We start from the raw sequence: 13092 nt of genomic DNA on the forward strand, positions 1-13092 counted from the left end.
GGTACAGTTTTGCCCAACAGTACCCAGACTGTACCCATGACAGCACAGGAGCCAGCCGATGCCTCGTGTCACCCTTGCCCAGCAAGTCGCCGATGCGGTCGAGCAGCAGATCCGCACAGGCGTGCTGAAGGTTGGCGACCGCCTGCCGTCGTTACGCGAGTACATGCGTTTGCACGGACACTCGAAAAATACGGTGATCACCGCGTACGAGATTCTCGCCTCTCAAGGGTTGGTGGAGGCGCGCCACGGGCAGGGGTTTTTTGTCGGTGCGCAGGTGCAGGCCGCCGAGCTGGATGAAACACCGCCGTACACCCGGGCCATGGACACCATCTGGATGATGCGGCAGCAGTTCGTTCGCGAACCCGGGCTGGCGCCGTTGGGTGAAGGTTTTGCGCCGGTGGCCTGGCTGCAGGACATGCGCCTCGACAAATTCACCCGGCAAGCGATGCGCAGTGGTGCAGGGAACCTGTTTCGTTATGGCAATCGCCTGGGCAACCCCGGCCTGCGCCAGAGCCTGGTGCGCAAGCTGGCCAGCTACGCCATCAGTGCCACCCCCCGGCAAATCGTGACCACCCACGGCGCCAACCATGCACTGGACCTGATCATTCGCCGCTTCGTGGTACCGGGCGATGCGGTGCTGGTGGAAAACCCGGGTTACTACCCGCTGTTCGGCAAGCTGCAACTGCACGGCGCACGGCTGCTGAGCGTGCCGCGCCTGGCGGACGGCCCGGACATGGATGCGCTGGAAGCCATGCTGCGCGTCGAACGGCCCCGGCTGTTCTTCATCCAGTCGGTGTGCCACAACCCTACCGGCTCGGATATCTCCCCGGCCAAGGCCCATCGCTTGCTGCAACTGGCCGAGCGGCACGACTTGCTGCTGGTCGAAGACGACGCACTGGCAGACTTCAAGCCCAGCTCGGCGCTCAAGGTGGCGGCGCTCGACCAACTGAGGCGTTCGCTGTACATCGGCAGTTTCTCGAAATCAGTGTCGGCGGCCTTGCGGGTGGGTTACATCGCAGGGAGCAAGGAGGTCATCGACGAGTTGGCCGACCTGCAGATGATGTTGCACACCAGTTGTTCGGAACTGTGCGAACGCACGGCGGATGTGATCCTCAGCGAAGGGCATTTCCTACGGCACCTGATGCGCCTTCAGGACCGGGTGCGGGAAGCCACCGCCGGTGGGCTGCGGGTGCTGGACGAACTAGGTGCCGAGGTGTTCTGTCGGCCGGAACAAAGCCTGTACCTGTGGGCGCGTTTTCCGGGGATCGAAGACACCGCGTTGCTGACCCGCGAAGTGCAGGGCAGGGGGGTAATGCTGGCACCGGGGGCGATCTTCCAGACCAACCAGAAGGCCGTGACGCCCTGGACCCGGTTGAATGTGGCCTATTTGCAGGAACCGGTGTTTGCGCAGTGCATTCGCGGTTGAGCAAGTGATGTGTCGCCTGTACCGGCCTTTTCGCGGGTAAACCCGCTCCCACAAGGATCGCACCGTTTTCGAAACCTGCGCTGTACCTGTGGGAGCGGGTTTACCCGCGAAAAGGCCAGTACAGGCAACCCATTCAGGGGCTTTGATAAGCGCAGCCTACAGGCTGCGGCCTTTCGCCAGATAAGCCTCAAACTCGGTTTCTGGAACCATGCTGCCGCCCGTACCCCACACAAGGTGAGTGGCATTTTGCAGATGCGTTGGGGTAAAGCCCTGGCGAGCCAGATACTCGTCTGCCTGTAACACCCGTGCCATGCCAGGTACGCCAGCAAGCGCAGAAGGCTCCAGCTTGACCCTGTCCTGCTCGTGGGCGATGACCATCAAGCGGTACAGTTCTTCGTCGGTCACGGTGTAGTAACCATCAATCAGCCGTTGCATGGCTTTGCCGACAAACCCGGATGGGCGCCCGACCGCCAGGCCGTCGGCGGCGGTGATATTGTCGATGCCGAAGTCCTGCACACGGGTTTCATCGTGCAAGCCGGTGTACACCCCCAGCAGCATGCACGGGGAGTGGGTGGGTTCGGCAAAGATGCAATGCACCGCATCGCCGAACACCAGCTTCAGCCCGAATGCGACACCGCCGGGGCCGCCCCCTACGCCGCACGGCAGGTACACGAACAATGGATGATCAGCGTTCACCTGGATGCCGGCCTCGTCGAACTGCCGTGCCAGCCGTTCGGCTGCTACGGCATAGCCGAGGAACAGCTGCGGGGAGTTTTCATCGTCGACAAAATAACAGCTGGGGTCTGAAGCTGCCTGCTGGCGACCTTGCTCGACTGCCACGCTGTAATCGCAGGCGTGCTCTACCACCGTTACGCCGTTGGCGCGCAGCTTGTCCTTCTTCCATTGCCTGGCGTCAGACGACATGTGCACGCTCACCTGGAAGCCCAGCTTGGCACTCATGATGCCAATCGACAGGCCCAGGTTGCCGGTCGAGCCCACGGCGATCTTGTACTGGCTGAAGAATGCGCGGGCCTCATCGTTGGCCAGTCTGGTGTAGTCATCCGACGGGGTGATCAAACCGGCCGCCAAGGCCAGGTCTTCGGCGTGCTTGAGCACTTCATGAATGCCGCCCCGGGCCTTGATGGATCCGGAGATAGGCAAGTCGCTGTCAGCCTTGAGCCACAGGCTGCCCACGTTTTGCAGTGAGCCTTCCTCGATAAGCCGTTGGCGAAGCTGCGGCAGCGGGGTGATGTGCGACTCGATCACCCCGCCGGCAGCTGCCGTTTCAGGGAACACAGTGGCCAGGTAGGGTGCGAAACGCTGCAATCGCGCGCTTGTCGCTTGCACGTCGTCAGCCGTCAGACCTACGTCGTGCAGGGCTTCGGCAGCCTTGGCGATACCAGGGTTGAACCAGCTGGTTTCTTTCAGGGCAACCAGGTCGGCGATGATCGGGTGGCTTTTTTGCCAGGCTTCCAGGGTTTTTCCGTGAATCATGGTTTCACCAGTAGCGCAGTATTCGCCCAATTAGAGCTCAGTGGCCGGTGAGACTCAAACGATGACTCCTCACAGCATGCACAAGATCATCGCAGCCTTCAGGTTATGCGCAGTACTTGTGGGAGCGGGCTTGCCCGCGAAGAGGCCTGCACAGGCAGCAGATGTTTCGAGCCGTGTGTTCATTCAGCCATAAGGCGGTGCAGGCAGCTCCGCCAACAACCGCTTCAACCCATCACTCCACTGCCTGCGAATCTGCTGATAATAGGCATCCTCGTTGGTGATGCGCTTGCGCGTCATGCTTTCGAGGCTGCCTTTGCGATACACCAGCAAGTCCAGCGGCATGCCCACCGACAGGTTGCTGCGGATGGTGGAATCGAACGAAATCAGGCCGCAACGCAACGCTTCATCCAGTGGCGTCTGGTATTGCAGGTTGCGGTCGAGAATAGGCCGCCCGTACTTGCTTTCGCCCAGTTGCAGGAACGGGGTGTCTGGCGTGGCCTGGAAGAAATTGCCCTGCGCGTAGACGTTGTAGATGGCCATGGGGGCGCCGGCTATCTGGCCGCCGACAATGAATGAACTGCTCAGGTCGATGTCGCCAGTAAGCTTGCTGCGGTCACGGTTGACCACTTCGCGCAGGGTGTCGGCGACCAGCACCGTTGCATCGTAAAGCGTGGCAACGTTCAGCAGGTGAGGGCCGCTGCCCTGGCTGCGTTGCTGCAGCAGGTTCACCACCGACTGCGAGGTTGCCAGGTTGCCGGCGGTCTGCAGCACGATCAGCCGCTCGCCCGGCACGCTGAACACGAACAACTTGGCAAAGGTGGAGATCTGGTCAATGCCGGCGTTGGTGCGTGAATCGCTGATGAAGACAAGCCCGTCCTCAAGGTGCATGGCAACACAATAAGTCATGCGGTTTCCCTTGTATTGGGTATGGAGTGGTCTTGCCGCACCTGCGCGGCAAGACCGGCCTGCAGCAAACGTGTCACTGGCGGTGTACGTGAACGCTGGCCTGCATCGATTCGATACCGCCGCCGCGGCGCACGCCCCGGACCGGGCAGGCATCGAGGTAGTCCAGGCCAACCGCCAGCTTCAGGTGACGGTCTGGCAGCGTCAGGCGGTTGGTGATGTCGAAGCTGTACCAGGCGTCGTCGATCCAGGCTTCTGCCCAGGCGTGGCTGGCCAGGTGCTGCTCGTCCTCGGTGCACAGGTAGCCCGAAACGTAGCGTGCCGGCACCCCCAAGCTGCGGGCGCAGGCCAGGAAGGCGTGGGTGTGGTCCTGGCACACCCCGGCGCCGCCGTTGAATGCTTCGATCGCGGTGGTACCCACCGAAGTGGCCCCGGGGCTGTAGGGCATGTGCTCGGCCAAGCCTTGCATCAGCCCCGTCAGTGCCGCCCGGTCGCGGTGCTGGCCACATTGCCGGGTGGCGAACGCCTTGAGTGTGTCATCGGCCTGGGTCAGGCGGCTGACACGCAGGAATGGCAGGGGAGACTGGCTTTCGGCCTCCTGCTCGCAGTCCGGGTCGATCTCTACCTGCCCGCTGGCAGTCAGCGCCAGGTGGCCGTGGGGTTTGTCCAGGGTCAGCACATGCAGGATGTTGCCGTACGGGTCGATCTGGCTCTTGACCTTGCAGGGCAGGCCCAGTTGCCATTCATTGATACGCTGGCGTGCGCTGCTGCGCGGCGTCAGGCGCAGGAACTGGATGCTGTTGCTGACATCGCTGGCATAGCTGTAGGTGGTGTCGTGGCGAATGGACAGTTTCATACAACCTCCAGGTAGGAGTGATGGACCGCCTGGCCCAGTTGGTTGACGCGGCCGATGAAGTCGCTCAGCCAGGGGTGTAACCCTGCATCGAGGATTTCATCGATGGCGGTGTAGCGCAGGCGCGCGTTGAGTTCGGCGGCCATGCGCTGGGCGGCGCGCCCGCTACTGCCCGGCAGACCGGCCAGGATCAGGTCCAGTTCCTCGATGCAGGCATGCAGCGAGCGTGGAACATCCACCCGCAACAGCAGCAGCTCGGACACCGGCCGCGCGCTGGGGGCGGCGCGATAGATCTCGTTGAAGGCTTCATACGAGGTCAGCGCACGCAGCAAGGCGCTCCACTGGTAATAACCACGGGCGGAATCGTCGCTCACCTCTTCGGAGGTTTCGCCGAACATTTCATAGCGCGCATCGAGCAGGCGCAGGGTGTTGTCCGCCCGCTCCAGGAAGGTGCCCAGGCGAATGAAGCTGTAGGCATCGTTACGCATGATGGTGCCGGAGGTGGCGCCACGGAACAGGTGCGAGCGCTCCTTGACCCAGTCGCAGAACTGGCTGATGCCATAGCGGCCAAGGCCATTGCTGGCGATATTGCGCATCTCGATCCAGGTGGCGTTGATGTTTTCCCACATGTCGGCGGTGATGCGGCCACGCACCGCATGGGCATTGGTGCGGGCGGCCTGCAGGCAGCAATAGATGCTGCTGGGGTTGGTCGCGTCGAGGGCGAAGAAGTGCAGCATGCGCTCGGTGTCGAGCTCGGTGTGCCGGCGGATGTAGTCGTCCAGCGTGCCGGATGCTAGCAGCGACATCGCCAGCTCGGCATGGCCATCGCTGCGCCCGGCCTGGGGCATCAACGACAGCGAATAGCTGACCTCAAGCATGCGCGCGAGGTTTTCTGCACGCTCCAGGTAGCGTGACATCCAGTACAGGTCGGAAGCGGTTCGCGAAAGCATGGTTCAGTCCTCCACCACCCAGGTGTCCTTGGTACCGCCGCCCTGCGACGAGTTGACCACCAGCGAGCCCTCCTTCAGCGCCACGCGGGTCAGGCCGCCGGGCACCAGGCGGGTTTCACTGCCCGAAAGCACAAACGGGCGCAGGTCGATGTGGCGTGGTGCGATGCCGCTGTCGACAAAGGTCGGGCAGGTGGACAGGCACAAGGTGGGTTGGGCGATATAGGCGTGCGGGCGGGCTTTGATGCGCGCGCGGAAGTCTTCGATCTGGGCACGGGTCGATGCCGGCCCAACCAGCATGCCATAGCCGCCGGAGCCCTGGGTTTCCTTGACCACCAGTTCGGGCAGGTGGGCCAGGACGTGGGACAGGTCCGCAGGCTTGCGGCACTGCCAGGTGGGCACGTTGTTCAGGATCGGCTCTTCGCCCAGGTAGTAGCGGATCATGTCGTCGACATAGGGGTAGATCGACTTGTCGTCGGCCACGCCGGTGCCGACGGCGTTGGCCAGTACCACATTGCCGGCGCGGTACACCGAGATCAGCCCCGGCACACCGAGCATCGAGTCCGGGTTGAACGACAGCGGGTCGAGGTAGTCGTCGTCCAGGCGGCGGTAGATCACATCGACCTGCTGCGGGCCGGCGGTGGTGCGCATGTAGACATGCTCGTCACGCACGAACAGGTCTGCGCCTTCCACAAGCTCGATGCCCATTTCCCGGGCCAGGAACGCATGCTCGAAATAGGCGCTGTTGAAGCGGCCGGGGGTGAGCAGCACGGCCGTGGGGTTGTCCAGCGGGCTGGCGCTCTTAAGTGTGTCCAGCAGCAGGTTGGGGTAGTGGTCGATGGGGGCGATACGCTGGGCGGCAAACAGCTCAGGGAACAGGCGCATCATCATCTTGCGGTCTTCGAGCATGTAGCTGACGCCGCTGGGGGTGCGCAGGTTGTCTTCCAGCACGAAGTAGCTGCCATCGCCATCGCGCACCAGGTCGACACCGGCGATGTGGGCATACAGCCCTCGGTGCAGGTCCAGGCCCTGCATGGCGATCTGGTAGCCCTCGTTGGCCAGCACCTGCTCGGGCGGGATGATACCGGCCTTGAGGATGCGCTGGTCGTGGTAGATGTCCTGCAGGAACAGGTTAAGCGCCTGCACACGCTGTATGCAGCCACGCTCGACCGTGCGCCACTCGCTGGCGCGGATGCTGCGCGGGATGATATCGAAGGGGATCAGGCGTTCGGTGTCCTGGCTGTCGCCGTACAGGGTGAAGGTGATGCCGGCACGGTGGAACAACAGGTCCGCTTCACGTCGGCGCTGCTCCAGCAGCTCCAGCGGTGTGTTCGCCAGCCAGCGGGCGAACTCCTGGTAATGCGGGCGGCAACTGCCGTTCGCTTCGTACATTTCATTGAAAAAAGCCCGGGACATACCCACTCCTTGCCGCCGTTGCCGGCAGCTTCATTGCGGTTCATCTGCGTTTTTCAGGGTGCTGCCTTGCTGGGGTCGGTGGGTGCCGTGTCTCGCGTGAGCCTCGGTTGCGATTGATCACCTGTGCGGTGACCACAACAAGCATTGCAATGAAGGTGCCGAAAACGCAGTGCAGCGGGGATGTTTAGGGGGAAGCGCCGCGAAACACGGGATTTGGGCGGGTAGTCCGTGGCAGTACGGGACGGTGTTTGCTCTAGCTACGAGTGAGCAACGCCGGGCCGACAGCCAGGCGTGCATCAAAAAAGGGCGCTTTGAACCCCGTTACCGATTTTGACCCGAACTGGGGCGTGGTCCGCCAAGGCCGCGCAGTTGTCAGCGTACGGGCCCTGACGCCACGCTGACACCTGCCAGCGTGGTGAAGGAGATGTCCTTGGCGGTGAGCAGAAAATCACTCACGTATGGCACTTCCAGCATGTCACTGCGCAGTGCAGCGTAGAGCCTGGCCTGCAAGCCATGTTCGCCAAGGCGCTTGGCGGTTACATAGCCACGCGAGCTGTACTCATGCACTGCCCAGTTGGGCAGGCTGCAGACGCCGCGCCCGGACGCCACCAGCTGCATCATCATCACGGTCAGTTCCGAGGTGCGTACCTGTGCCGGCTCGATGTCGGCCGGGTCGAGAAAGCGGGTGAAAATATCCAGACGAGTGCGTTCGATCGGGTAGGTGATCAGCGTCTGGTGGGCGATATCGGAAGGTTCCAGGTAAGGCTTGTCGCGCAGGGCGTGGTGGTTGTCGATGGCCAGCAGTGCCTCATAAGCGAATAACGGCACATAGCTGATGCCCGGCAGTGTTACCGGGTCGGAAGTGACTACCAGGTCCAGGTCGCCGCGCTCCAGGGCTGGCAGTGGTGCGAAGGAAAAACCGGAGGCGAGGTCCAGTTCCACCTCTGGCCAGGCGCTGCGAAATTCATCCACGCAAGGCATCAGCCACTGGTAGCAGCTGTGGCATTCGATGGCGATGTGCAGCCGCCCGGCCGAGCCCCCGGCCAGCTTGCCAAGGTCCCGTTCGGTACTGCGGATTTGCGGCAACACCTGGTCGGCCAGCTGCAACAGTTTCAGCCCCGCACTGGTGAAGCGCACCGGCCTGGATTTGCGCACGAACAGCGGCATGCCGATACGCTCTTCCATGTCGCGGAACTGGTGCGACAGGGCTGATTGGGTCAGGTGCAGGCGCTCGGCGGCCTCGTGCAGGCTGTCGGTTTCACGCAGTGCGTGGAGGGTTCGCAGGTGGCGTAAATCGATCATGGGTAAAATACGGGTCAGCTCAATATGGGGCTTTTGTCTGCACAGGCTTCAGCGTGCGTTGACGAGTTCCTGGCGCACGATTGCTGCGCCTGCACTCAACGCCTTGAGCTTGCCGCTGGCTACCTGACGAGGCAGCGGTGCCATACCGCAATTGGTACACGGGTAGAGTTTGTCGGCATCGACGAACTGCAATGCCTTGCGCAGGGTGTCGGCAACCTGCTCCGGTGTTTCAATGGCATGGCTGGCCACATCAATGGCGCCGACCATGACTTTCTTGCCGCGAATCAGCTCGATCAGGTCCATTGGAACATGCGAGTTATGGCATTCCAGCGAGATGATATCGATGCCGGACTGTTGCAGTTTGGGGAAGGCTTGCTCATAGTGCCGCCATTCCGAACCCAGTGTCTTTTTCCAGTCAGTATTGGCTTTGATGCCATAGCCATAGCAGATATGGACGGCTGTTTCGCACTTGAGGCCTTCAATGGCCCTTTCCAGGGTGGCCACGCCCCAGTCATTCACTTCGTCGAAGAAGACATTGAATGCCGGTTCGTCGAACTGAATGATGTCAACACCGGCCGCTTCCAGTTCCCGGGCTTCCTGATTGAGAATCCTGGCGAATTCCCAGGCCAGTTTCTCGCGGCTTTTATAGTGGGTGTCGTACAAGGTATCGATCATGGTCATGGGGCCAGGCAGCGCCCACTTTATCGGCTGCGTGGTGTGTTGGCGCAAGAACTTGGCATCTTCGACAAATACGGGTTTCTGTCGAGCGACAGCACCCACCACGGTTGGCACGCTCGCGTCGTAGCGATCGCGGATTCTAACGGTTTCCCGCTGTTCGAAATCAACACCACTCAGGTGCTCGATAAAGGTGGTGACGAAGTGCTGACGTGTTTGTTCGCCATCACTGACAATGTCGATACCGGCGTGTTGTTGTTCTTGCAAGGCCAGGCGCAGGGCATCCTGTTTGCCTTCGATAAGCTGCGCGTCTTGTAACTTCCACGGTGACCAGAGTGTTTCAGGTTGGGCAAGCCAGGACGGTTTAGGCAGGCTGCCGGCAGTGGACGTGGGGAGTAGCGTGTTCATGAGCGATGACCTTGTACTTTGAATGATTCAACGGGTGTATTGAGCGGACCATTGCTCAAGCGTGGCCTGGTAGGGTTTGACAAAGTTCGCCTCGGCAAATTTCCCCTGTTCGATCGCCAGCCGGCTGCGTTCATCCCGATCGTAGACAATACGCGTGAGCGAGTAGTCCTGGTGCTTCAGGCTGGGCTGGTAGGCCTTGCCGGCTGCAGAGTTGGCATTGTAGATTTCGGGGCGGTAGATCTTCTGGAAGGTATCCATGGTGCTGATGGTGCTGATCAGCTCAAGGTTGGTGTAATCCGCGAGCAAGTCACCGGCAAAATAGAATGCCAACGGGGCAACACTGTCCGGTGGCATGAAATAGCGAACCTTCAAACCCATTTTTTTGAAGTATTCGTCCGTCAGCGAGTATTCATCCTGCTGGTATTCAGCGCCCAGTACAGGGTGCTGGTTTTCGGTGCGGTAGTAGGTTTTGCTGCTCGACACACTCAGGCAGATAACCGGCGGTTTTTTGAAGTGCTGCTGGTAGGTTGGCGAATTTACGAAACACTTGAACAGGTTGCCGTGAAGCGTGCCAAAGTGCTCGGGCGTGCTGAAGGTTGCCCGATGCTTGTTGTGCTCCAGCAACAGGACACTGAAGTCGTAGTCGCGAACGTACGAGGAAAGGTTATTGCCTACCATGCCCTCGATGCGGGTATTGGTCGTGCGGTCGACAATATGGGTTTTCAGTATTTCTATCAACGGCAGGGTAGTGCCGTGCTGTTCGGCTTCCATGTTCATTTCCACCGAGATGATTTCCAGCTCGACGTGGTAGCGGTCATTGTCGGGATTATCCCAATGCGCCAGGGCGTTGAAGCGGTTGTTTATCATCGTCAAGGTGTTGCGCAGGTTTTCCTGGCGGTTCGCCCCCCGCGCCAAATTGGCGAAATTGGTGGTAAGGCGGGTGTTATCGGCAGGGTGATAATGTTCGTCGAAGGCAATGCGTTTGAGGCTGAATGTAGGTGCTGTATTCATGGTGCGCGGTGTCCTGATGTTTGAGGTCGAGCACTTCCAGTGCTGTCCAGTTGCACCTTCTGGGGCCTTCGCTCAACAAACTTTATGCTGATGCATGATCAGGACGTAGTTTAAGCAGGGCGTCTACATGAAAGGTATTGAAGATAATTCACAGGTTTTTTAGCGTTGCTCATGATGGGTGTCATGGCCAGTAGCAGGCGTGTGCCTGATGGACGCGCCGAGCGAGCCCTTGGATGACAGCCTGTTCAGTTGATGAACGCTCCTCGGGCCATGCCTGGTTCTCAAGCGCGCTGAAGGTATTTCTGGACTTGGCACGAAAATCTCATGTCAATCCAAAGCCATACTATTCTTTTGCCTTTGCAACCACCCTTCATGGAAGAACAATAAAAGGGGGCTTACATGAGTTGTCTGATCTGCGCAGGGCAGGCTGAAACTGTCGAATGCGCCCACGGATGGGAAGCGCGGTGTTGTTCCCGATGTGGATGTTACCGAATGTCCCAAACGCTCATCCTGACCATGATGGAGGAGGGGCAGATTTTCGATACTGCGCGAATGCGCGAATGGCTGACGGCTCGGCGCGTTCAGGACGCTGTGCCTTCGATCGACCATCATCAGGCGATACTGGCCCGCTGACAGGGTAATCAATCCGGTACGGCAACCCCGGACATTTCGACCAGACTGCGGCATCATGATTTGCTCAATCATCACCTGATGCCGGAGACAACGATGATCAAGACTGGCGATGAACTGCCCGACGTTACCCTTTACGAATACAACAACGATGCTGGCGTCTGCGCGATCGGCCCGAATGCCTTTTCTGTTCGCGACCGGTGCAAGCAGAAAAAAGTGGTTATTTTCGGCTTGCCTGGCGCGTTCACGCCCACATGCTCCGAACGCCACGTTCCGGGTTACGTAGCGCAGGCGCAAGCGTTGTTCGCGGCTGGCATTGACGAAATTTTCTGTGTTTCGGTAAACGATGCCTTTGTCATGAATGCCTGGGGTAACAGCCTGCAGGTGGGCGATGCGGTGAAGATGATCGGCGATGGCAATGGCGAGTTCAGCGACGCACTGGGCTTGATCCAGGACCTGTCGGCCCGCGGGCTGGGACGTCGTTCGCTGCGTTATGCCATGGTGGTCGACGACTTGATCGTCCAGCACGTAGCGGTGGAAGCGCCTGGCAAGTTCGAGGTCAGCGACGCGGGGAGCGTTTTGGCTGCGCTGCGCTAGGTTTACCCGCCCCCAAATCTGACACCCTTGATGAAGCATCCGATGATGACCGCCTTGGGCGGGCCATAGGACGTTGCGCGCGTAAATCCTGACGTAACCCTAAGCCCCGCCACTAATGGGGCGGGGCTTTTTCAGGCTCCGGTCATGATCACCCGTGACAAGGAGCGTGAGCATGTACCCAATGCCACTACGTTCTACCGTCGATGTGGTTATCAGCGGGAGGCTGAAGGAATCTACACCTCGCCTTCAGGGCTTGAGCTGGCCTGCACACCCATGCACAAGCGATTGACTGGATACGCATGGCAGGGATAAAGCCTGAGCAGTTGACTCTCCCGTTAGGGGCAGACTTTACCCTGCACGCTTTCTGTTCAGGATGAAGTGATGATGAGCAAACGAGTACTCGTGGTGCTGGGGCACCCGTCAGGCGAGAGTTTCTGCGCAGCGCTGACCGAGAGTTATGTCGAGGCGGCCAGAACCTCCGGCCATGATGTAAGGGTGTTACGGCTTGATACCTTGAGCTTCGACCCGGTGCTGCGCAGCGGCTACCGGCAAGCGCAGCCATTGGAGCCCGACCTGCTCAGGGCTCAGGCCGACATCACCTGGGCCGAGCACCTAGCCTTTATCTACCCCATTTGGTGGGGCGGTATCCCTGCATTGATGAAAGGCTTTTTCGACCGCGTGTTCTTGCCCGGTTTCGCGTTCCGGTATAGGGCAGGCAAGGCTTTCCCCGAGCAACTGCTCAAGGGCCGTACGGCGCATTTGCTGGTGACGATGGATACACCGCCGTGGTACTACCGTTGGGTGTATCGCATGCCTGGCCTTCACCAAGTCCGCAAGACCACGTTACAGTTTTGCGGTATCAGACCGCTGCGTACCCTGATGTTCGGTCCGCTGCTCGGCTCCAGCGCGCGGCGGCGCGAAACCTGGCTCCAACAGGCACGAAGCATCGCCGGCTGACCTGCGCCTATGAGGTTCCCGAACCGCTGGCGCCGTGCAATGATGCGCCGCCCACTTATGAAAAGGACGTTCATGTACATCGGCAAAGCCGCCCAACTGTCGGGCACCACGGTCAAGACCATCCGCCACTATGAAGCGATTGGCCTGTTGCCGCCGCCCGAGCGCCAGGGGCAGTACCGCGTTTACAACCAGCAGAGTGTCGAGCTGCTTACGTTCATCAAATGCGCGCAGCAGTTGGGTTTCAAACTGAAGGAACTGCAGGCGATTCTGCCGAGGCATCAGGGTGCTGATTTGCCGTGGGAGTTGGCGGGCAAGGCCATTGCCGACAAGAAACGCGAAGTGCTGGGGCAAATCACTGGGCTACAACAGATATACGCAGGGCTCCAGGCGTTTGAAGCACGCCTTGAAGGTACCAGGTATCAGTGCGGGCTTGACCCGCAAGTACGGGCGTAACCCGTGCCAGGCAACCCTAT

At 60.3% G+C, this 13092-nt stretch carries 13 protein-coding genes; 5 read left to right on the top strand and 8 right to left on the bottom strand.

Translation table 11 applies throughout. The annotated features are described in order from the left end of the window. Positions 1 to 58: 58 nt before the first annotated feature. Complete coding sequence (locus tag PM2_RS04045) at positions 59 to 1426, top strand: aminotransferase-like domain-containing protein (RefSeq protein ID WP_028698711.1); 1368 nt, start codon at positions 59 to 61, stop codon at positions 1424 to 1426. Positions 1427 to 1582: 156 nt separating this feature from the next. On the opposite strand, the gene dsdA is transcribed toward PM2_RS04045, so the two are convergent. From dsdA to PM2_RS04085, 8 genes are all read right to left on the bottom strand, one after another. Next, entirely contained in the window at positions 1583 to 2920 is a 1338-nt protein-coding gene (dsdA, locus tag PM2_RS04050) for a D-serine ammonia-lyase (RefSeq protein ID WP_028698712.1), read from the bottom strand. 183 nt (positions 2921 to 3103) lie between these two features. Next, positions 3104 to 3826 (bottom strand): proteasome-type protease, encoded by a 723-nt coding sequence (locus PM2_RS04055; protein ID WP_020371278.1) that lies wholly within the window; start codon positions 3824 to 3826, stop codon positions 3104 to 3106. A 73-nt stretch (positions 3827 to 3899) separates the two neighbouring features. Further along, a complete protein-coding gene (locus PM2_RS04060) occupies positions 3900 to 4679 on the bottom strand; it encodes a transglutaminase family protein (RefSeq protein WP_028698713.1) in 780 nt (259 codons plus the stop codon). After that, positions 4676 to 5626 (bottom strand): alpha-E domain-containing protein, encoded by a 951-nt coding sequence (locus PM2_RS04065; RefSeq protein ID WP_025753165.1) that lies wholly within the window; start codon positions 5624 to 5626, stop codon positions 4676 to 4678. Before PM2_RS04065 ends, PM2_RS04060 begins: the two co-directional genes overlap by 4 nt. A gap of 3 nt (positions 5627 to 5629) precedes the next feature. Then, positions 5630 to 7039: a circularly permuted type 2 ATP-grasp protein gene (locus PM2_RS04070; protein ID WP_016714282.1), complete on the bottom strand. Its 1410-nt coding sequence runs from the start codon at positions 7037 to 7039 to the stop codon at positions 5630 to 5632. 372 nt (positions 7040 to 7411) lie between these two features. Then, positions 7412 to 8341: a LysR family transcriptional regulator gene (locus PM2_RS04075; RefSeq protein ID WP_016714281.1), complete on the bottom strand. Its 930-nt coding sequence runs from the start codon at positions 8339 to 8341 to the stop codon at positions 7412 to 7414. Positions 8342 to 8389: 48 nt separating this feature from the next. Then, on the bottom strand, positions 8390 to 9424 hold the full coding sequence (locus PM2_RS04080) for a methionine synthase (protein WP_025753160.1): 1035 nt from the start codon (positions 9422 to 9424) through the stop codon (positions 8390 to 8392). Positions 9425 to 9451: 27 nt separating this feature from the next. Further along, on the bottom strand, positions 9452 to 10435 hold the full coding sequence (locus tag PM2_RS04085) for a DUF1852 domain-containing protein (protein WP_016714278.1): 984 nt from the start codon (positions 10433 to 10435) through the stop codon (positions 9452 to 9454). Between the two features lie 492 nt (positions 10436 to 10927). On the opposite strand from PM2_RS04085, the gene PM2_RS31120 reads away from it, so the two are divergent. The 4 genes from PM2_RS31120 (at position 10928) to PM2_RS04100 (ending at position 13072) form a co-directional block, all read left to right on the top strand. Then, positions 10928 to 11068 (top strand): hypothetical protein, encoded by a 141-nt coding sequence (locus PM2_RS31120; RefSeq protein ID WP_016714277.1) that lies wholly within the window; start codon positions 10928 to 10930, stop codon positions 11066 to 11068. 93 nt (positions 11069 to 11161) lie between these two features. Then, positions 11162 to 11662: a peroxiredoxin gene (locus PM2_RS04090; protein WP_016714276.1), complete on the top strand. Its 501-nt coding sequence runs from the start codon at positions 11162 to 11164 to the stop codon at positions 11660 to 11662. A gap of 381 nt (positions 11663 to 12043) precedes the next feature. Then, positions 12044 to 12619, top strand: a complete 576-nt coding sequence (locus PM2_RS04095) for an NAD(P)H-dependent oxidoreductase (protein ID WP_016714275.1) — start codon at positions 12044 to 12046, stop codon at positions 12617 to 12619. Between the two features lie 72 nt (positions 12620 to 12691). After that, complete coding sequence (locus PM2_RS04100; RefSeq protein ID WP_016714274.1) at positions 12692 to 13072, top strand: MerR family transcriptional regulator; 381 nt, start codon at positions 12692 to 12694, stop codon at positions 13070 to 13072. Positions 13073 to 13092: the final 20 nt, after the last annotated feature.

This window comes from Pseudomonas monteilii NBRC 103158 = DSM 14164, assembly GCF_000730605.1.
GTDB classification, from domain to species: domain Bacteria; phylum Pseudomonadota; class Gammaproteobacteria; order Pseudomonadales; family Pseudomonadaceae; genus Aquipseudomonas; species Aquipseudomonas monteilii.

What these genes read in the sequence shown, in the direction of transcription:
- PM2_RS04065 (WP_025753165.1), bottom strand. Translation starts at nt 5,626, where the DNA reads ATGCTTTCGCGAACCGCTTCCGACCTGTACTGGATGTCACGCTACCTG.
- PM2_RS04075 (WP_016714281.1), bottom strand. Translation starts at nt 8,341, where the DNA reads ATGATCGATTTACGCCACCTGCGAACCCTCCACGCACTGCGTGAAACC.
- PM2_RS31120 (WP_016714277.1), top strand. Translation starts at nt 10,928, where the DNA reads ATGTCCCAAACGCTCATCCTGACCATGATGGAGGAGGGGCAGATTTTC.
- PM2_RS04080 (WP_025753160.1), bottom strand. Translation starts at nt 9,424, where the DNA reads ATGAACACGCTACTCCCCACGTCCACTGCCGGCAGCCTGCCTAAACCG.
- PM2_RS04085 (WP_016714278.1), bottom strand. Translation starts at nt 10,435, where the DNA reads ATGAATACAGCACCTACATTCAGCCTCAAACGCATTGCCTTCGACGAA.
- PM2_RS04070 (WP_016714282.1), bottom strand. Translation starts at nt 7,039, where the DNA reads ATGTCCCGGGCTTTTTTCAATGAAATGTACGAAGCGAACGGCAGTTGC.
- PM2_RS04055 (WP_020371278.1), bottom strand. Translation starts at nt 3,826, where the DNA reads ATGACTTATTGTGTTGCCATGCACCTTGAGGACGGGCTTGTCTTCATC.
- PM2_RS04045 (WP_028698711.1), top strand. Translation starts at nt 59, where the DNA reads ATGCCTCGTGTCACCCTTGCCCAGCAAGTCGCCGATGCGGTCGAGCAG.
- dsdA (WP_028698712.1), bottom strand. Translation starts at nt 2,920, where the DNA reads ATGATTCACGGAAAAACCCTGGAAGCCTGGCAAAAAAGCCACCCGATC.
- PM2_RS04060 (WP_028698713.1), bottom strand. Translation starts at nt 4,679, where the DNA reads ATGAAACTGTCCATTCGCCACGACACCACCTACAGCTATGCCAGCGAT.
- PM2_RS04090 (WP_016714276.1), top strand. Translation starts at nt 11,162, where the DNA reads ATGATCAAGACTGGCGATGAACTGCCCGACGTTACCCTTTACGAATAC.
- PM2_RS04100 (WP_016714274.1), top strand. Translation starts at nt 12,692, where the DNA reads ATGTACATCGGCAAAGCCGCCCAACTGTCGGGCACCACGGTCAAGACC.
- PM2_RS04095 (WP_016714275.1), top strand. Translation starts at nt 12,044, where the DNA reads ATGATGAGCAAACGAGTACTCGTGGTGCTGGGGCACCCGTCAGGCGAG.